Here is a 20,894-nt window from a genome sequence, read left to right on the forward strand (position 1 = left end):
GTTTTATACACTTAACATACTATATTGTATGTAATGTGGCTAGAAGGATTTTCTAATCGCGTTCATAACATCATCTGATACATATGTAAGTGAATATATGAGTGAAATAGGAGGTACGAAGATGAAGCCAATCCGCAACTCGGCTAAGGCCGTCATCATTGAAAACAACCGGCTTCTCCTAACCAAGAATAAGGATGACCAAGGCTTTTACTATCTCTTCCCCGGCGGCGGACAGGAGAAATGGGAAGTGCTGAGCGAAGCCGCAGCCAGAGAGTGCCTCGAGGAGATCGGGTGCGTGGTCGAAGTAGGCGATTTGATATCGGTCAGGGAGTACATCGGGAAGAACCACGAGTTCGCCAAATGGGATTACGCGGCGCACCAGGTCGAGTTTTATTTTGAGTGCAGGATCTTGAGCCGATCGGACGAGTTTCAAGGCTCCAATCCTGACCCCGACCAGATCGGCGTGGAATGGATCCAGATCGACCGCTTGCACGAGAAACGCATCTATCCCCGCAAGCTGGCCGAGATGATCCAGCGAGGCCAAAGTAAACCGTTTTATATTGGGGATGCGAATTGAGCTAACGAATCGTATAGCGCAAGTCTAAGCAGCCAGTCGTCGGAAATCAACCGGCGGCTGGTTATTTAGTTTCGCCTCCAAGTTGTCTTCCATATCTTAAGAGGCCAGTTCCGGCCGCCTCGCTCAGGTCGCACCTCTTTTTTGCGTCCTATTGCAACGAGTCTACGCCTGAGTCTATCATCCTTGGAACATGTAAAAAACGGTATGCAAAAGTAATGACATGTTTGTTTTAGGGCTCAAATTGATAGCGATATAATTAAGCTAGCGTCATTAGACAGGGAGGCGCGATTCATGCGTAAACTCAGGGAAAATCTATTCGTATACGAGGATACTTGCCGCGTGTATGTGATTAAACATCATGATAGGGCTGTTCTCATCGATTTCGGCAGCGGCGCGATATTGCAAGAGCTTGCTTTGATTGGCGTTCAAAGAATCGATATGGTGCTTCATACGAATCATCATCGCGATGTTTGCGGCGGCGACCATCTGCTTGATTCGGAGACTGTAATCTACGTACCGGAGAACGAGCGGTATTTATTTGAAGATACGGAACATTTTTGGGATCGATTAAGGGTGTATGTAACCACTAGAGTCGATTCGATCGAATTTACGCGTACAACAAGCGTTACAGTCCGGGGTTTGGAGGACGGCGAGTCGATTCTCTGGGAAGAATATGTCTTCCAAGCGATAAGCACGCCGGGGGATTCAAGAGGCGCGATCTCCATAGTATGGGACAATGGCGGCGAGAAAATCGTCTTCTGCGGCGATCTGATTTCAGCCCCGGGGAAGGTTCATGCTATTTTTGATTTCCAATGGGAATATTTGCCGGCTAAACTTTTTTACAAATGGATCGAATCTTTAGAAAAACTATCAAAACTAACCATCGACCTGCTTTGCCCTTCGCACGGCGAGGCAATGGATGACGGCAAAGAAGGAATCGAACTGCTGCGATCCAGGGCTTTAACGTTAGAACGAATGATGATTCCCGAACTAATCCCGTACCCTGCAGGGAATTTGTATCGCGTTCTTCCTCATTTAATCTACGTAGACAAAACGACATATTTGATCATGTCGGAAAGCGGTCACGGCATTTTGATCGATTACGGCTATGTCGATTACGAACAAATCGTGCAGTTGAAAGATAACTTTGGATTGAAGAAGATAGACGCCATCATTTTTACTCATTACCATATCGATCATATTGCAAGAGCGGCAGAAGCTCAATTTCATCCCTGGACTTCGAAAGAACTGTTCAGAGAGGTGGAAATTTGGAATCTGAATCAAGTCGCCGATATTGTAAAAAATCCGAAACGGTATAAATTGCCGGGGCTGCATCCCTCTAATACGGATTCCGACCGGATCGTTTCTTCGGGGGATCATATCCGATGGAACGAATATGATCTTTATTTTTACCACCATCCGGGCCAAACTTATTATGCCTTGGGTTTATTCGTGGAAATCGACGGTCGGAAGGTTTTGTTTACAGGTGATAATATTTGGCCGACGAAAGACGGTAAGCTGGTCACGCCCGTAATTTTCAAAGACAGTCCCGATCCGGAAGGATTCATCAGGGTTGCGCACGAGATGAAGTCGTTGAACCCGTCGATCATCGCAACCGGACACTATGGGGCAATCCCCGTTAATGAAACCATGTTGGACAGTTATATTCAATGGTCTCTTGCGCTGAAAGAAAAGCTTTATGAAATCGTTAGCCAGGATCCGCCGTTATACGGCATTGATTGTAGATGGGCGTATTTTTACCCTTACATAGCGGAAGCAGCCCCCGGAGAAGAGGTCAAGGTCTGGTTAAGAGTAAAAAACCACAGTCCGGTCGCCTCTCGCTTTAATGTTAATCTTTGCCTGCCGGAAGGAATCTCCTGTGAGAGCCATTTCCGGGAAATCGCGGCCGGACCTCATTCGAAAACGGATCTTTCCTTTACATTGGTGCTGGCGGATACAATGAAGACGGATCGAAGATATGTTGTAACGGTTGAAATCGATAGAAACGGAAAAAAATGCGGAGAAGTCGCGGAGTTTATGATTGAGGTCAAGAACAGAAGAGAGTTTTTGTAACCAGATAAATTCTATATAAGTGTATACGAAAGTAAAAAAGAGTTTATATCTGGTTGAAAACGTTATCAATATAATGAATGTAAAGAACAAACCGTGAAAATGGAGGACTACATCCGCGAGTTGAAAGCAAAGGAGGCAGCGCCTAGCGTATGACGACAGCAAATATTGAAAGAATCCAAGTTGACCAATCGATCAAGACGAGGCGAAATACTTTTGCGAGAAAAGTCCGCAATTCGAAATATTTGATTCTCTTGTTTCTCCCGGCAGGCTTGTACTATTTGCTATTCGAGTATTTGCCCATGTTCGGCATTCTGATCTCCTTCAAGCAATACAGCGTGTTTAAAGGGGTATGGGCGAGCGATTGGGTCGGGTTGAAGTACTATACGATGTTTTTTCAAAGCCCGGACTTTCTCAAGCTTCTGCGAAACACGTTTCTATTAGGGTTTTACAGTATTGTTTGGGGTTTTCCCGCACCGATCATATTGGCTCTCTTGATTAACGAAATTAGGAATTCCGCGTTTAAACGGATCGTACAGACTGTTAGCTATTTGCCTCATTTTGTATCAAATGTCATCATTGTGAGCATGATCGTCATGTTTCTTTCCCCGTCGGCCGGACTTATCAATATATTGATTCAGAAATTAGGGTTCGAACCGATCTATTTTTTGATTAACCCCGATTATTTCCGCACTATCTTCATCTCTTCAGGAATCTGGCAAGGTATCGGCTGGGGAACCATCATCTATTTGGCGGCGTTAACGACGGTCGATCCGGCTCTGTACGAGACGGCTGAAATCGACGGAGCGAGCCGATGGAAAAAAATGATCTATGTTACGCTCCCCTCCATCGTTCCCGTAATTATCATCTTGTTTATTCTGAACATCGGTTCGTTATTTGCGACAAGCTTCGAGAAGGTTTTCTTGCTTTATAACCCGCTTACTTACGAAACAGCCGATATTATCGCGACTTTCGTGTACCGAACCGGTTTAACAAAAGGCAACTTCAGCTTTGCCACCGCCATCGGCGTGTTTAACGGTATATTGAACTTTGCGCTTCTTTATATCGCGAACTTCTTGGCTCGCAAGTTCAAAGAAGTCAGCCTATGGTAACGGGGAAAGGAGATCTCGCGGAATGAAGAAGAAAATCGACGTCTTCACAATCGTCAATTCCTTGTTCATGTTGGGTCTGATGTTCATCATGCTCTATCCTTTCATTTACATGATCAACGTATCGTTAAGCAGCCAAGTATACGTGCTTAAGAATGAAGTGTTTTTTTGGCCGAAAGGCTTTACTACCCAGTGGTATAAGTTTGTATTAAGCGATCCCTCTTTGCTTAGGGGCTATAGAAACACTTTTATATATGCAACCCTGGGCACGGTTGTTGCTCTGGTTTTAACCTCAATGGGAGCTTACGCTTTGTCCAAGAAACACATGATTTTCAGAAGACAGCTTATGCTGGCTTTAATATTCACGGTCTTGTTTAGCGGAGGAATGATCCCTTCCTACCTGGTTATAAAACAACTGGGACTACTGGACACGATCTGGGCGATCGTGCTTCCAGGCGCAGTGAACACCTTCAATTTACTTGTCATGCGAACGTTCTTCGAAGGGATACCGGAAGAAATCGAAGACGCCGGGAGAATCGACGGCCTTAACGATATTCAATTATTTTTCCGTATTATCGTCCCTTTGTCCAAACCGGTATTTGCCGCAATCGGATTGTTTGTAGCCGTTGGCCTTTGGAATGATTTTTATAAGCCGATTATTTATTTGAAGAGCCAAGAACTGTTCCCGTTATCTGTGGTTTTAAGGGATTTGGTTATCGCCGGCAGCGTGCAAAGCGTGCATACCGGAAGCAATTTAGCGGCTAAAGCTTCTGGAGGGGGTGGAGGAGATGTAGTTCTCGAGTCTTTGAAATACGCAGCAATTGTCTTTGCGACGCTGCCGATCCTTATGCTTTATCCGTTCTTGCAAAAGTATTTTGTCAAGGGGGTCATGCTGGGGTCCGTGAAAGGCTAGAAAACTGCATAAGTGCTCATTGCTTGAACAATCCATTGCTTAAATCATCAATCGGGAGGATACAAAATGAAAAGACTATTTTCCTTGATATTGGTTTGTACGATGATTTTGGCTTTATTCTCAGCATGCTCCGGCAATCAATCCGCAAACGAAGAGTCTGAACAGAATCAACAGGTCGCTGAAGAGAACAATGCAGCAGAAACGGCCACTGATGAAGCAACCACCGATGAAGCAACCGCCGAAGAAGCAACGCCTGCAGAAGATACTGGCCCGGCTCCAGAACTGTCGATCATGGTTCAAAACCATCCGGCATGGCCGTTTAATGAGAAATGGTTGATTTGGGATTCTTTAGAGCAAGGTGCGAACGTCAAGCTTAAAAGGTACCCGATTCAGGGAAATTGGTGGGAAACGATTCCGCTGATCGTTGCCTCAGGCGATATGCCGGACGTATTTTGGATGGGCGGCATGTTCAAGCAATACGGCCCCGAAGGCGCGGTAATCAATTTGTTTGATCATCTCGGCGAAATGCCGAATTTCTCGAAATTCATCGAAGAGAATCCGGATGTCATTAAAAGTATGCTTGCCGCAGACGGACAATTGTACGGTGCGCCTTCTGCGAACGCATTTCCCGCACTGCAAGACTTCCATATGTACCGCGAGGACATCTTCAAGAAAAATAACATACCGGTTCCGCAAAACTACGATGAATTTTATTCCGCTCTGAAAAAGCTCAAGGAACTTTATCCGGACAGCACTCCTTGGGTATTCTGGGGATTGAATTACTTGAACAGTTTAACGCTCAATTTTGACACGTCGTTAGACTATTATTTTAATAAGAACACCAATTCGGTTGCATACGGTCCTATCGATGACAGCTTTAAAGAAATGCTTGTATTTTTGAATAAGCTGTACAAAGAGAAGCTGATTTCACAAGAGTTTCTGACGATGGACGGCAAGATGATCGACGATTTGATCACGAGCGGCAAAGCCTTCGTCTACAACGGCTATATTAATAACATGGACACGTACAATACGAATGTTCGGCAGACAAATCCGGAGTTCACGCTGGCTCATATGGCGCCGCCAAAAGGTCCTAACGGCACGCAGGTTCACAGCGAAGGGTATTACTTTTACGGAGAAGGCCTTTCCGTCAGCAGCAATTCCAAAAATAAAGACGCCGCGATTAAATTCATTGACTGGCTGTACGGCGATGAGGGAAAAACGGCCGCAAGCTGGGGAATCGAAGGGAAAACCTTTAATGTCGTAGACGGTAAAAAACAATTCGTTAAAGAGATTTCCGACTTGAAAACCGCTACAGCGGAATACGGGTTAAAGAGTCCGGGAACCTATACTGATTTTGATAATGATATGAACGTAGCTCTCTTGTCCGCCGAAGCGAAAACAGCCGTTGAAGAAGGCATGAAATACGTAGCGCCCCAGACGTTGCCTCTTTCGTATACTCCGGAAGAAACAGAGGTGCGCAGCATTAAAGGCGAAGCCATCTATAAGTACATGGAAGAAAATATTACCAAATTTATATTAGGCCAAAAACCGCTGAGCGAGTGGGACAGCTATGTCGAAGGAATCAAGAAGCTGGGACTGGACGAAATGATCAAGATCGAAACCGATGCATACAACAGAACACAGAGCCTTCAGTTGCCGTAACGATTAAGCAGCGCTTCGCCCCGGGAATCCTCTAGTCAAGAAAGGGGATTCCCCATTTTTTTTCATGCGAAATGAGGAGGTCTTGCCAATTATGGCTAGTCTTTTGCTTGATGATTTTACGTTGAAGGATAGAGAAGGCTGGGAAGGCAGGATCGAGGGAGGACAAGGACGTTTTCCCGACGGAAGGGCGTCAGCCGCCATTCGCGGACGAATCGTTACGGAGCAGCTACCGCAAAATTGGAGCGGATACGGCTCGCTTCAATTCACGCTGCACAATCCATGGGATCGAGCGGTTGTGGGCGGAATCGAGCTATTCGACGGCTTGTCGCTCGAAAGTCCGGAGCTTGAATTCGGCGATTACGTGGAACGGCCCAAGTCTTTGTTGATCGGCGAAGGGATCACGCATGTGGTCATTCGGATCGATCCGATCCAGACAACTCAAGGAACCCGGATTCTGGACTTGGGGCAAGTGGTCAGAGTTGCGATCCGTGTCCCGGAGCCAGGGGAGGGGGAACAGCCTATCTCGATCGCGTCGCTGCGTTTAAGTCCGGAGCATGAAGAAATCGACGGGATTGCCTATGCCCGCCCGGGGGATTCCGTGCTCGTGATGCGCCATTTGGACATCAGCTGTTTTACCTATGAACCAGAAAATTACCGGGAACCGGAAGATGTTGTTCGTTTATATAGAGAATTGACTTTGGAGAAGGAGAAGCTGCAGGATGTTATCGACACTGCGGAAATCAACGGCAAACAGACGCTGTATGCGCGCGTAGCGCTGGTGACTGCCGATATTGCTTTAAAATCGCGGCCTAATCTGGCTTGGCACTTCTCTCCCCGAGCCAAGCGCTCCAATTTGTCAGGAGCGCTGTCTCTTGCGCGGGAGGAACGGTACAATCTCGAACGGCTTCTTTCTTCGTTCCGGCATGAAGACGATGAGGACGATTCCAATCTTCCTATTCCATTGGTCAAGCCGATTCCGGATTTCAAATCGCTTAAGATCGAAGGCAAGGCTTTTGTGGATACATCCGGCAAGCCCGCCTTAGTATGCGCGATGAGTTATCACAACGAGGGAACGCTGCTGCAATTTTTCTCTCCCGAACGGCATAAGCTTGAAATCTATGCCGTCGGCGGCGGTTCCAGGTATGACATCGAATGGTCCCCGGTGTACGAAGCGTTCCATAACTATCCCGGTACGGAACGGGTCGGCTGGCGCGGATGGTGCGGCCATCTCATCAAGGACCAATGGGCGATGGGAGGACGCAAGGAAAATGTGGTCATTTGTCTTGAAAATCAACATATTCTTGAGGCCATTGACAGCTACAATCGGATACATGCCGACGACTGGCGCAACGATCCTTCTTTAATGTATGTCATTTTGGGATACGAGCTTTCTTATATGTGTTATTGCGAGGATTCTTTGCGGCGTTTCCGCGAGTGGCTTTCGAACCGTCACGGGAACATCGGTGCTTTGAATGACAAATGGGGAACCGAATATAAGGATTTCAACGAAGCGGAACCTCCTCGAACAGTCGTATTCGGCCCGGAGCCGGATGCCAACCGGGCGGCGTGGTTCGATTGGGCGGATTGGAATACGCGCCGCTTCACCGATCACTTGCACTGGTCCCGCGATTCCGTGCGCAAACTGCATCCGGTCATTCCGATCTGCGCCGGCGGCACTCACAGCATGATAAGTCCGCTCAACAGCACTACCGGTATAGACGAGGAAATGATCATTAATGAAGTGGACGATGTCATTCTCCATGAAGGCAATGACATTTTAAGCATCGACTTACTGCACGCCCTGTCCGAGAAGCCGAAGCCTATCGTCGATCCGGAGCATGGCGGACGCTGTTCAAGATGGCTGCTTAATTATTTTCACGGCAAGAGCACTCTCTCGATGTTTTGGTGGCCGAAGCAGCCGTCGAGGCAGTTTCCGAACAGTACGCTCAATGCGCCAATGCACGGCAACATGGATATTGAGTTCGTCGCCGAACATTTGCGCACCGCGCTCGACGTAAGGCGTTTGAACGAGGAGATCGCGGCCTTCTGGGACATTCCGAAGGAGACGGCAATTCTATACTCGAAAACGAACATGCTGCAGGTACCGCCAGAGCTGATGAACGCCAAATCGACTCCTTTCCTGACCGCGCTGCGTGAAGCTTATGACGCCGCGCGCTGTCTTGACGCAGGAATTACGTTTATCAGTGAAAAACAGCTGCTCGCCGGCAAGACGGACCGATTTAAAAGCATTATACTCCCTGCCGTAAAGCATTTGCCGGAAGCCGTCTTCGAGGCGCTGGACCGATTCGTCCGCAGTGGAGGACACATCCTTGTTTTACCTGAATCTCTGGTTCGAGACGAGTATAACCGCCCGGCGGACTACTTGAAGCGGTGGGGGATTTCCGTGAGTAAAGTGGAACTGCCGGAAATCAAAGGTTTTGGAGAATTTGTGCAAAGATACGATCAGAATTTGGAACGCAACGTGCAATACGGTACAGCCCGGAAAATCACTGCCGCAAAGTTCCATCCGACAATGACGCCTTGGTCATTCAGGATGTCCGGAGTCTTCCAGGAACTAAGCATCTCGGGCGGAGAGGCGATTGCCGAAGGTCCGTCATCCGAACCGATGCTCGTTCGGGTTCCGATCGGGTCCGGAGTTGTCTGGTATGCGGCCGGCATGCCTGAGAAAGATTCGTTAGCGGAGCTGGTTGACCGCTTTTTCACGGAATCCGGTATCGACCGTCCGCTCAAGGTTACAGATGAAGACGGCCGGCGCGTGTCCGGTTTGGAGGCGCGGCTCGTTAGACGGCGCCATGACGATCTCGTCTACCTCGTTAATGAGAGCGGACGGACGGTGGATTACCGCATTCAGACGGACCGCGCGATACATGAGATTCGGGAGTTGCGTTCCCTGAAGTACTATAAGGAAGCGGCAGGACAAATCAAAGACGGTCAGACGCTGCTGTTCTCGCTCCGGGAAGATCCATCCGTGCGGTTTCAGAAGAAGAAGTGAAAACGGGCAGGGGGTTGAAAAAATGGGATACCGTGTAGCGGTGCTCGGTGCCGGCAATATATCGACGGCGCATTTGAAAGCGGCGAAGAGGCTCGAACATCTCGATCTTGTCGCCGTTGCCGATGTAATGGAGGAGAGGGTCAATCGCGCGGCTCGGGAGTTCGGAATAACGCCATACCTCGATTACAAGGAAATGATCGACAAGGAAAAGCCGGATATCGCGATCATCGCGCTGCCTCCTTATATGCATAAGGAAGCCTCTGTTTACTGCTCGGGCAAAGGCTGCCATTTGCTGCTGGAAAAGCCGATGGCCTTGAATGTCGAAGAATGCGAGGAAATTATCCGGGCAGCCGACGATAATAACGTCACATTGATGGTCGGCCACACGGTCCACTATGAAGCTGCCAACAGGCTGGTTAAGCAGTTAATCGATCAAGGCTCATACGGAGAGCTTGTCATGATCAACGATACTAGGCGTTCCGATTATTTCAAGGATCGGTTGGACTGGTTTTTCAATAAAGAAACGTCAGGCGGCGGCATTTTGATGAATCTCGGCTCTCACTCCATTGACAAGATTCAGTGGTACACCGGCAGTAGAGTGGCGAAAGTGAAGTCGAAAATCGATTTTAACGCGCCAAAGGGAGATATCGAAGGAGCCGGCGTCGTGTTTCTGGAAACGGAAAGCGGAATTCCCGCAACGATCGTGCAATCCGGCTATAGCAGCGGAGTTCCGTGCAACGTAACGGAATTTGTTTTTACGAAGGGGATGATTCAATTAACTTGGGAAGTCTGGGTAAGCGAGAGTAATGAATATACGAAAGTTCCGGTAGACGCCGGAGAGGATCCTTTCGTGCTGCAGTTGATCGATTTGACGGACGCAATGGAAGGAAGGAAACCGGTGGAATGCTCGGGAGCTTACGCCAAAAGCATTATTTCCGTCATTGAAGGTGTATATGAATCTCACTATTCCGGGAAAGAAGCGTCCGTAACATAAAGCCATTTTCTAGTTTTATAAGGAGGCATGGTACATGGATTATTCCTATTTAGGACGTTCCGGATTGAAAGTGAGCAAGCTTTGTTTAGGCACGATGATTTTCGGCATCGATGCCGATGAGAAGGAAGCTTTTCGTATAATGGATGCCGCATTGGATGCGGGATTGAACTTTTTCGATACCTCCAATACATACGGCGGCAATGGAAATCGCGGAAGAACGGAAGAGATTATCGGCCGTTGGTTCGCGCAAGGGGGCGGCCGCAGGGAGAAGGTCGTGTTGGCGACGAAGGTATACGGCCCAATGGACGATCCGTATGACGGTCCGAACAGCCCGGCAGGATTATCTTCCTATAAGGTTCGCAGGCATCTGGAGGGCTCGCTTCGCCGGCTTCAAACCGATCATATTGAACTCTATCAGATGCATCACGTAGACCGGAATGTATCATGGGATGAATTATGGGAAGCATTCCAGATTTACGTTTTTCAGGGGAAAATCGGATACGTAGGTTCCAGCAATTTTGCAGCCCGGGATCTGGTCAAGGCACAATACGAAGCGAAAGCCCGCAACATCCTGGGGCTGGTTTCGGAGCAGCATAGATACAGTCTGCTTTGCAGGCTTCCGGAGTTGGAGGTTCTCCCTGCCGCGCTGGAGCACGGACTCGGCGTCATCGCATGGAGTCCGTTGGACGGCGGACTTCTGGGCGGCAACGCTTTGAATCCGGTTGCTGGCTCAAGAACGTCCAATAACCAAGAGTTGGTCCAGAAGCATCGGGGTCAGCTGGAGCTATTCGCCAAATTATGCAGAGAACTCGGAGAAAGCGAAGCGAACGTTGCATTGGCTTGGACGTTGGCGCATCCGGCTATGACGGCGCCGATTATAGGTCCCCGTACTTTAGAGCAACTCCAGAATGCGCTGCGTGCCGTAGAGATCAAGCTGGATGAAGCCGCATTGAAGAGACTGGACGAGATTTTTCCGGGACCCGGCGGAGAAGCGCCCAAAGCCTATGCTTGGTAGAGGCGAATAATCCTCAAGAAATCCTCAAGTAATGTGGATTAATGACGAGTTTGAAGCTGGCAGGTATGACCTGAACTGGCTCGGTAATTATGACGAATACGGGCTGAATGCGATATTTATTGAAAACTACTGGAATACGGGTTCGCCGAAGGTCCAATCGCGATATTTCGATAATTTGGTCATCAGCACGGAACGAATCGGCTTGGCCGGTGCCGCGAAGCCTGGCATCGGCAAGGCTCTGGGGCACGGCAAATAAAAAAAGAGGGAGGTTTTCCTGAGGGGAAACCTCCTTTTTTAAAAGGGGAATGAACGATGGCGAACATTAAAGTATTATTATGGTTCGATGTTGAAGATTACATTACGCCGGAGTCCGAAGATGCTTTGCTGGAGCTCTTGATCTTATGCGATGAAAAACAAATCAAAGGAATCTTCAAAATGGTCGGAGAGAAAGCGAGAGTGTTAGCGGAACACGGCCGCACGGATATTCTGGAGAAGCTTAAAAACCATGAAGTCGGATACCATACCGATTTTCACAGCGTCCATCCTACCGTTAGCGAATATCTGGAGCGCAAGGGCTTTAGAGAAGGTGCCGAACAATTTCACGATAATGAGTTTAACGGCTTTCAAGATGTGGCGAGCATAACCGGCATGCCGATCAAGTGTTACGGTCAGCCGGGCTTCTCGTGGGCGCCGCAAGCTTTTCCCGCGCTATTAGGGTGGGGCATTCCGGTATATTTGGATACAGGTCGGCAGATAACGCTGCATGCTAAGCCATACTGGTACGGGGGAATGCTCAATTTTATGGACCTGCCCGGCTTAATGAGGATGGAGCTTATGGAGGGAGGTTTGGAAGAGGCGAAGCGCCAATTTGATGATATCTATGAGAAATTGTCTGCACAATCAATAGGCTTTGTAAGCATCGTTTACCATCCGAACGAATTTTCTACTACGGAATTTTGGGATCTGATCAATTTTGGCGAAGGCAAAAATACACCGCGGAATGAATGGCGTCCTGCTCCTTTGAGACCTTTCGGCATGATGGAACGGTACATCCGGATGCTGGGGCAATTTATTGACTACACCCTTTCAAAAGAAAATGTCGAATATATCACATCGGCGCAAACCTTGGAGCTGGAGAAGTCCAGGAAAGATGAGCTTGCTCCTGAGCATGTCCGGACCTTGGCTGCCAATACGGGCAAAGATCTTTACTTCCAACTATTTAGCGGCTACTCTCTCTCGGTTTCCGATCTGCATTCTATTTTTGTCAGCTATTTGCTTGGAAAGCCTCTGGTGCCTGAGCTCATCTACGGTCCGGAAACCGCTGCCGAAAGCGATATCGTTACTGCCGTGAAAGTGGCCGATCTTAAAGCGGCCATCTCGGTTCCATATCCGAAAGTGCGGGGTTCTTATCACCTCCCCGATCATTTCCATATTGGCGAAGCTAAAATCAATCCGGTGGACGTAACTTGCACTTTAGCCAAAGTGATTAGGGAAGGTTTAAAAGATGAAGACGAAGTGACCGTCGTTCGAGGCTCTCTTCGCACCCAAATTCATGCGAATGAAGATGATTTCTGGGGAAATGGGTGGGAGATTTTCCCCAGGGATTTTAGAGTGCCGAATATCGTCCGGATGTCGAAGCTGCAAACGTGGACTTTAAAACCTGCCATATTTTGAATGATGAGGAACAGCCCCCGATGCGGTAAGGCCGTTTCTGCATTTCCGCAAAATATCAGCCGTGTTATAGTAGTGTTACCAGATTCCATGGCGGGGGAAACTAAATGATGAGAGTGCCGCTTCTGCAGATCATGAATCGAAAAATCAAAAACTTCAACATATACACCAAACTGGTCATTACTTTGTTTCTTATCGTAATCCCGCTTTACGGAATCAGTTTCTTCGTCAATGAATTTGGAGCAGCCAGAAATAAAGAGGAGATTGCGAAATCGTTAGAAAATACCGTTCATGCCAATAACAAAATGCTGGAGATGGAGTTCCACAAAATAAATCCGATCTTGAATAAAACAACTATTGATATCGCACTTCTGTATATTAAACAATCGCCGGATTCAACCGCAGCAGAACAAACCAGATTCATGATGGATTTGATGAAATATTTGGACCAATTACGAACTTCCAGCACGTTTATTGAAGGAACAAAGGCTTTTTTGCCGGCGATCAGCAAAACGATTTCGACAAGCTCAGTTTTATCCACAGTCGACGTTAAAGAAATGAATGCCATGCGGCAAAAGCAAGGCAACGGACCTTTTATATTTTGGGAAAACCGGCTATTTTTAAGCAAATCCTATATCAATGAATTCGAGTCGCGCGGCCCTGCCGGATTATTCCTGCTGGAAACCGAAATCAGTCAACACCAATTCCAAGTTATGCTGAGTAATATGATGAGCTATAAACAGGGTGGGGCCGTCTTATTGAGCGGAAGCGGAAGCTGGGCAATCGAAAGCCGCAATAATCCCGTCGTATTGTCGGGAATCAAAGATTTTATTCTGAATTCACCCGTTAGAGCTTCGGCTGCCGATTCCGCATATGTAACGATCGAAGGCCAATCCTATTTTGTCGCGTACGAAAGATCGCCGGTGCTTGACACGACTCTTATGGTATATATCCCTAATGATTTGATATTGGGGCCTCTCAAAATTTACAAAGTGCTTTTTTGGACGATGTCTCTCCTCTCGTTGTTTATTATTATCACTTTCTCTTATTGGATTTTCAGGATCATTCATCAGCCGCTGAAAACGCTTGTAGAGTCATTTCGCAAGGTTGAGAGAGGACACCTGAATTTTTCCATTCAGCATGCGAATAATGACGAGTTCGGATATTTATATAACAGGTTTAATTATATGGTAAATAATCTCAATGTGCTGATCAACGAGATTTACGAGCAAAAAATAAGAAATCAGCGTTCCGAATTGAAACGATTGCAATCGCAAATTAACCCTCACTTTTTGTATAACAATTTTTTTATCCTGTATCGATTGATAAATAGTCACGATATAGAAAAAGCTGCGGAGTTCACCCAATATTTGGGCCGCTATTTTCAATTCATCACGCGGGACGCTTCGAACGATATCAAGCTGGAGCTTGAATATCAGCATGCCAAAACCTATGTCGAGATTCAAACCATCTGTTATTCGAAGCGTGTCGAGGTTGAATTCGAACCGTTGCCTGATCCGTACAAAGATAACTCGTGTCTGAGATTGATTTTTCAGCCGGTAATCGAAAACAGTTATAAATACGCTTTCGAGAATAAAGTTTCCAAAGGGAAATTAACCGTCCGGTTCGTATCCGAGAACGAGTATCTTTCCTTTATCGTCGAGGATAACGGAGAAGCGTTAACCGATGAAGATATTTATCGTTTAAACGTAAAACTATCCTCTTCGGATAACGAAATTGAGGAATGCACCGGGTTAATCAACGTTCATCGCCGGGTTCAATTGAAGTACGGAACGGAGTGCGGGGTTTTCCTCTCGAGGAGCGAGATCGGTGGACTGAAAGTAGAAGTAAAACTGAAGGTGCTGAGGTATGAACTTGCTTAAGCTTAGAGACAATCTGTTCGGTTCGTACATAGCGTGACCATGCCAGCGAGAACGCTGGCACGCTTCACGAAAAAAAGGAGAGCCACTAGTTGGCTCTCCATTTCCTATTAAGCGCCGATGCTGACGGCCGCTCCCTGCTGCAGCTGATACATGGCGAAGTATTTGCCGCCATGCGCCATCAGCTCGTCGTGATTGCCGCGTTCGACGATGCGTCCGCGGTCGAGGACAAGAATTCGGTCGGCCGCGCGGATCGTCGACAGCCGGTGGGCGATGACAAACGTTGTACGTCCGCGTTTCAGCACATCGAGTGCCTGCTGGATGATCGCTTCGGTCTCCGTATCGATGCTTGCGGTCGCTTCGTCCAGGATCAGGATCGCCGGATCGAACGCCAGCGCCCGCGCGAAGGAGATCAGCTGCCGCTGGCCGGCGGACAGCGTGCTTCCTTTCTCGATGACCGGCTCATCGAGCCCATGCGGCAGCTGCATGAACATGTCGTAAGCGCCGACGTCGCGGAGCGCTTGCTCGACCTTTTCCCGCGTAATCGCAGGATCGTCCAAGCTGATGTTCGAGGCGATCGTGCCGGTGAAGAGGAACGGCTCCTGCAGCACGATACCCATATGCTGACGCAGCTGCTGCTTCGACATTTCGCGAACGTCGGTGCCGTCAACCGTGATCACGCCGCGGTCAATGTCATAGAAGCGGAAAAGCAGGTTCAGGATCGAGCTTTTGCCCGAACCGGTATGGCCTACAAGCGCTACCGTTTCGCCTTGCTTCGCGCTAAAGGTGATGTTCTTCAGCACGTCTTCGCCTTCTTTGTAGCCGAACGAGACGCTTTCGAACGAAACATTGCCTTTGTAACGCGCCATCCGCTGCTCCGAAACCGGTACGCCCGGCTCGTCGAGAAGCGCGAACACGCGCTCTGCCGATACCCGTGCCACTTCCAGATTGGACAGCTGGTTCACCATCCCGACGATCGGCGTCATCATCCGGTTCATGTAGTCGATGAAGGCGTACAGGACGCCGACCGATACCGCCGTACCGAACCAGCCGCCCGCGAACATCCAGATGACGGTTAGAAAGATCACGTTCCGGAAAATGCCAAGCAAATTGTGGCTCGTAGCCGAGTTCAGGTGGAGCAGCTTGTTCTGGTACTTGAAATACTCGTCGTTCATGACGCTGAACTCCGCCATCGTTTCTTTTTGTCTGCGGAACACTTGGATGATCGGCATGCCTTGGATCGACTCGTTGATCATGCCGTTGATGTCGCTCAGCCGCGAGCGGATGACATGATTGTAACTGGATGCGTACTTGCGGTAAATGACGATCCAGATGTACAGGATCGGCAGCAGCGGCAATGCAATCAGCGCTAGCCTTACATCGAGCAGGAATAAGGCGCCCATAATTGCGGTCATATAGATGATGCCGGAGAAGAAGTTCGCCAAGACGGATACATACAGCTCGCGAATCGCTTCCGTATCGTTGGTGACCCGGGCGACGACCTTGCCTGCCGGGAGATTATCGAAATACTGTACCGGCAGCTCTTGAATGTGCCGGAACACGTCGTTGCGCATTTTGCGCACGATCCGGTTCGCCGACACTTGAAGCAGTATTTTCTGTCCGTATGCGAGCCCCGCCCCGATCAGCAGCATGCCGACATAGCCGGCCGCAAGGGTGATCATGCTCTTTAATTCCGGTTGGTAGAAGCGGTAGATTTCATCCCGGCTCAGCAGTGCGGCGGGAAACTGCTGTTTGCCGCCTTCCTCCGTAGTGATTGTTAGCTGGCCATCATTGAACTTGCGCACACTCTTGTCAGGCACACCGGCCGCATCGACAAAATAATACGTAAGCCCTGTCTGAAGCACGCGCACCTCGCGTCCCTTCGTTTCGCCTTCCTCCCAGTGATCGGCCCGTTTATAGAAGCTTCCTTTATAAGCTACGTCATAACGCCCGTCCTGCTTGCTCTCGTACCACGGTTTCTCGATACCCATAATATTCGTGTCAATCATTCGCTTGGCGAGGAACGGCCCGACCAGCTCCGCGGAGATGGCGAGCGCCAGCAGCAGAAGCGCCAGCAGGATCGGCCGTTTGTAATGCCATGCATATTGAAACAATCGTTTTCCGTTATTGCCCATTGTAGGTGTCACCTTCGTTTCTTTATCTCTCTATTGACTCTCGTAAAGGCAGCGCTGCTTTTTATTCTTCCGCCAAGGAAGCAAGCTGCTGCCGGTCGTATTGCTCCTTGTACCAGCCGTTGTTCAGAAGAAGCTGCTCATGCGTGCCTTCCTCCGCGATTCGTCCCTCGTCCAGCACGATGATCCAATCCGCATGCTGCACGGCCGACAGCCGGTGCGTCGTAATGAGCGTTGTCTTGCCAGCACGTTCTCTGCGAAGCCCTTCCAAAATTTCAGTTTCCGTCTTGGCGTCCACCGCCGAAAGGGCGTCGTCCAGCATTAAAATTTCGGGGTTCGCGATCACCGCTCTCGCAATGCTGACCCGCTGCTTCTGTCCGCCGGAGAGCGCAACGCCTTTCTCCCCCACGAGCGTTTCCAGCCCATCCGGCAAGAACGTGACATCCTTGCGGAAGGCGGCCAATTCCAGCGCCTTGTCTAGCATAACTTCATCCATCGTACCGCCTGTAGTGCCGTAAGCGATATTCTCGCGAATCGTCTTGCTGAACAGAATCGGCTGCTGCGGCACATAGCCGATCCAGCTGCGGATCTGGTCGAGCTCAATGTCCGTAATCGGGACACCGCCGGCAGTCAAGCTGCCTTGGCCCATCGGATATTCCCGCAGCAGCTGCCGGAGCAGGGTCGTTTTGCCGCTGCCCGTTCTGCCGACGATGCCGAGCGTTTGGCCTCGCTTCAGCTTGAAGGAGATATCGACCAAGTTGTCGATCGACGATGACGGGTAGCGGAAGGTGAGCCGCTCGGTTTCGACTGACTCCGGCACGGGCACCTTCACGGGCGACTCCGCGTCCTTCACGTTCGGCTTAATCCCCAGCGTCTCATTAATCCGGTCCAAAGATGCGTTGCCGCGCTGCATGATATTGATGAGTTCGCCGATGGCGAACATCGGCCAGATCAGCATCCCGAGGAACATGTTGAACGATACCATCTCGCCAAGGGAGATTTCGCCGCGGAACACGAGCAGTCCGCCGTAGCAGAGACCGATCAAGTAGCTGATGCCGACGAGGATTTTGAGTGCCGGCTCGAACAGGGCGTCGATCTTGGCGACGTCGATGTTTTTGCGGAATACCTCGTCGGTCATGTCGCTGAACCGCTTCCGGTCCGCCTCTTCCTGAACGAACGCGCGGATCACGCGAACGCCTGAAACGGATTCCAGCACCTGATCGTTCAAGTTGCCGAAGGCGTCCTGCTGCACCGTGAAACGTTCATGTATTTTCTTGCCGAAGTGCTGCATGACCAGCGCGAGAACCGGCAGCGGCAGCATCGCGGCAAGCGTCAGCTTCCAGCTGATCATGCCCGCCATGACGAAGAGAATCGTCGTCATGAACAGGGTGGAGTCGATCAGCGTCAGAATGCCGAAGCCCGCCGTCGTAGATACCGCGCCGATATCGTTGGTCGCCCGGGCCATCAGGTCGCCGGTGCGGTTGCGCTCATAGAAGGTAGGCGTCATCTTGAGCAAATGCCGCATAATGCGCGATCGGAGCGTACGCTCCAGCAAGAAGGAGGAACCGAACAGCAGCGACCACCATACGCACGTAATGAGATAGATGACGACCGTGAGGCCTGCCCAGAAGAGCAGCAGCTCCGTCAACTTTTGCGAGGTCATGGCGCCTTGCCCGATGGTGTCGACGGCGTAGCCGATCAGCTTCGGCGGAATAACCTCGAGAATGCCGCAGATCGTGAGCAGCACGATCGCAACGGTGTACCGTTTCCATTGCATTTTGAAAAACCAGCTTAATTTACGCAATACATCAAACACGTTGATCAACTACCTTTCCAGCATGTGAACAAAAAAAGAGGCCTACCGCCGTAAGCGATACGCCTCATCCCGCATGTGCCGGCGAGCAGCTTAAGAGCTGCCGCAGCCGGCCGGGTGATAATAAAAAAGGCGCACGATTACGTCACCGCAACCATGCACCTACTTACGTCTTCAAGCGCGAATCCGCGATTCCGCTTGCTTAACGCCCGTTTGCGCGAGGGTTACGTCCATTGAGATTGCTTGCTTTGCCGATATGGTCGAATACATTAGCTTTATTCAGGTTCAGCATGTCCGTAACCCTCCTTTCCGTTCATCAAAGTATATGAGCCACTTTAACATCAGCCCCCAAACATTGTCAACGGGGCATTTAATAAAGTTTCGGTTTATAACAAAAAAACCTCAGCATGTTATGCTTGTTTTCATGGATGACCAACAGTAGGGGAGCATGCGCCGATGACCTGTCTTGGATGCCAATTAGCCAATCGGCTGATCGATTCGAATCTCGTATACAACACCGCTTCACAAACGAACGTACGTTTGGTAAACTGAGAAAGTGGTACCATTTTCCAAGAAGGAAGGGCGATGTGATGGGAAGAGTGATTGGTTTCGAGCTAAGCAGCCAAGAGCCGGAGAAAGCAGCCGCATTCTACGCGAATGTGTTTGGCTGGCAGGCGGCTGAACCGCGCTGGGATTATTGGGCGGTAACAACCGGCTCCCCGGAGAAGCCGGGCATTGACGGCGGGATCGGCAAAGGCCCGTTCGATCATCCGCACGGCACGCGCATTCAGATCGAAGTGGAAGCGATTGACGAAGCGATTGCTAAGGCGAGGGACAATGGGGCCGTGATCGTCCGGGACAAAATGGAGTTCGACGATTTCTACCTGGCCTATCTCGTCGACCCGGTTGGACTTGGAATTGGACTGATTCAGAAAAAATAAAGAGACGGTGGGTCATGGATGAAGGGAATAGAATTAAGCCGACGGTTCCATCATGAATGGATTGAGCCGCTAATCGATCATAACTACCCAGCCTTGAACTATTCGGCAGCCCTCATCGGGCCAGGCAGCGAGGTTTTGGGATACGACACGGAATTGTCGCAGGATCACGATTGGGGTCCGAGGGTGCAGCTTTTCCTGCAAGAGACAGACGGAAAGTTATCTGATGAGCTGCGCGCACTCGTGACCGGGCGGCTGCCGCAAACGTACTGCGGTTTTCCGGTGGATGCCCAGACGACGGTTGTTACAACCTTGGAACAGTATATATGGAATTGTCTGGCCTACGACTTGAAGGAGCCGCTAGATGCGGTCGATTGGCTCACGTTCCCTTCGCAGACGCTGCTGGAACTGACGAAGGGCGAAGTGTTCCGCGACGATCGAGGGCAGCTGGCCGAGCTTCGGGATCGGCTGCATTACTATCCTCAGGATGTCTGGTTTTATTTGCTTGCATCCGCGTGGCAGCGGATTGGACAAGAGGAGCATCTGATGCTTCGCGCCGGTCATGCCGGCGACGAGCTGGGCTCGGCCGTTATTGCGTCTCGGCTCGTTCGGGACGTTATGAATCTGTGTTTCCTTATGGAACGCCAATATGCGCCATATCCGAAATGGTTCGGAACGGCTTTCCGCGAGCTCAAATGCGCGGAACTGCTGGAGAAGGACTTGTGGCAGGTCCAAACGGCGACAGCGTGGAAGGCGCGGGAACAAGCGCTGAATAAGGTATACGGGCACTTGGCTCGCAAGCACAACGAGCTCGGCTTAACGGAGCCGGTTAAGGATGAGGCAAGCAGCTTCTTTACCCGCCCGTTCCTCGTCATGAACGGCGAAGACATCGGCGGGCGTTTGGAGCGGCAGATCCAAAACCCCACGCTGCGATGGTTGTTCGCCCATCGGTTGATCGGAAATATCGATCAGATCACGGACAATACGGATTTCCGGATGCTTAATACCTGGAAGGATGAAGCGGAGAACGCCGCAAGGCAAACCTTGAAGAAGCTCTACTTATTCGGTGCGAGGGTGAAAGACGAGACGGATAGCTTAAAATAA

The 20,894-nt window shown here is 49.8% G+C and carries 15 protein-coding genes; 13 read left to right on the forward strand and 2 right to left on the reverse strand.

All coding sequences use genetic code 11. From position 1 onward, the window contains the following. Positions 1–121: 121 nt before the first annotated feature. The 11 genes from DL346_RS03190 (at position 122) to DL346_RS03240 (ending at position 14,910) form a co-directional block, all read left to right on the forward strand. On the forward strand, positions 122–577 hold the full coding sequence (locus DL346_RS03190) for an NUDIX domain-containing protein (protein WP_112880622.1): 456 nt from the start codon (positions 122–124) through the stop codon (positions 575–577). A gap of 291 nt (positions 578–868) precedes the next feature. After that, on the forward strand, positions 869–2,650 hold the full coding sequence (locus DL346_RS03195) for an MBL fold metallo-hydrolase (protein ID WP_112880623.1): 1,782 nt from the start codon (positions 869–871) through the stop codon (positions 2,648–2,650). Between the two features lie 149 nt (positions 2,651–2,799). Beyond that, positions 2,800–3,759: an ABC transporter permease gene (locus tag DL346_RS03200; RefSeq protein ID WP_112880624.1), complete on the forward strand. Its 960-nt coding sequence runs from the start codon at positions 2,800–2,802 to the stop codon at positions 3,757–3,759. A gap of 22 nt (positions 3,760–3,781) precedes the next feature. Beyond that, positions 3,782–4,669, forward strand: coding sequence for a carbohydrate ABC transporter permease (locus DL346_RS03205; protein ID WP_112880625.1), 888 nt, complete (start codon positions 3,782–3,784; stop codon positions 4,667–4,669). 66 nt (positions 4,670–4,735) lie between these two features. Continuing rightward, entirely contained in the window at positions 4,736–6,334 is a 1,599-nt protein-coding gene (locus tag DL346_RS03210; protein WP_112880626.1) for an extracellular solute-binding protein, read from the forward strand. A 91-nt stretch (positions 6,335–6,425) separates the two neighbouring features. Continuing rightward, the gene (locus DL346_RS03215; protein ID WP_165822352.1) at positions 6,426–9,347 is read left to right on the forward strand and encodes a beta-galactosidase; all 2,922 of its coding nucleotides are present in this window, start codon (positions 6,426–6,428) and stop codon (positions 9,345–9,347) included. Between the two features lie 22 nt (positions 9,348–9,369). Then, a complete protein-coding gene (locus DL346_RS03220) occupies positions 9,370–10,341 on the forward strand; it encodes a Gfo/Idh/MocA family protein (RefSeq protein WP_112880628.1) in 972 nt (323 codons plus the stop codon). Between the two features lie 34 nt (positions 10,342–10,375). Continuing rightward, complete coding sequence (locus DL346_RS03225) at positions 10,376–11,356, forward strand: aldo/keto reductase (protein ID WP_112880629.1); 981 nt, start codon at positions 10,376–10,378, stop codon at positions 11,354–11,356. A gap of 31 nt (positions 11,357–11,387) precedes the next feature. Further along, complete coding sequence (locus tag DL346_RS03230) at positions 11,388–11,612, forward strand: hypothetical protein (protein WP_112880630.1); 225 nt, start codon at positions 11,388–11,390, stop codon at positions 11,610–11,612. Positions 11,613–11,737: 125 nt separating this feature from the next. Further along, the gene (locus tag DL346_RS03235) at positions 11,738–13,030 is read left to right on the forward strand and encodes a polysaccharide deacetylase family protein (RefSeq protein ID WP_133257478.1); all 1,293 of its coding nucleotides are present in this window, start codon (positions 11,738–11,740) and stop codon (positions 13,028–13,030) included. 104 nt (positions 13,031–13,134) lie between these two features. After that, positions 13,135–14,910, forward strand: a complete 1,776-nt coding sequence (locus DL346_RS03240) for a sensor histidine kinase (RefSeq protein WP_112880632.1) — start codon at positions 13,135–13,137, stop codon at positions 14,908–14,910. 107 nt (positions 14,911–15,017) lie between these two features. On the opposite strand, the gene DL346_RS03245 is transcribed toward DL346_RS03240, so the two are convergent. Beyond that, the gene (locus DL346_RS03245) at positions 15,018–17,042 is read right to left on the reverse strand and encodes an ABC transporter ATP-binding protein (RefSeq protein ID WP_112880633.1); all 2,025 of its coding nucleotides are present in this window, start codon (positions 17,040–17,042) and stop codon (positions 15,018–15,020) included. Positions 17,043–17,103: 61 nt separating this feature from the next. Next, positions 17,104–18,855, reverse strand: a complete 1,752-nt coding sequence (locus DL346_RS03250) for an ABC transporter ATP-binding protein (RefSeq protein WP_112880634.1) — start codon at positions 18,853–18,855, stop codon at positions 17,104–17,106. A gap of 587 nt (positions 18,856–19,442) precedes the next feature. On the opposite strand from DL346_RS03250, the gene DL346_RS03255 reads away from it, so the two are divergent. Further along, positions 19,443–19,793, forward strand: a complete 351-nt coding sequence (locus DL346_RS03255; RefSeq protein ID WP_112880635.1) for a VOC family protein — start codon at positions 19,443–19,445, stop codon at positions 19,791–19,793. A gap of 18 nt (positions 19,794–19,811) precedes the next feature. Further along, entirely contained in the window at positions 19,812–20,894 is a 1,083-nt protein-coding gene (locus DL346_RS03260; protein ID WP_112880636.1) for a DUF4037 domain-containing protein, read from the forward strand.

The sequence above is a fragment of the Paenibacillus montanisoli genome (genome assembly GCF_003268025.1).
Lineage (GTDB): Bacteria > Bacillota > Bacilli > Paenibacillales > Paenibacillaceae > Paenibacillus_Z > Paenibacillus_Z montanisoli.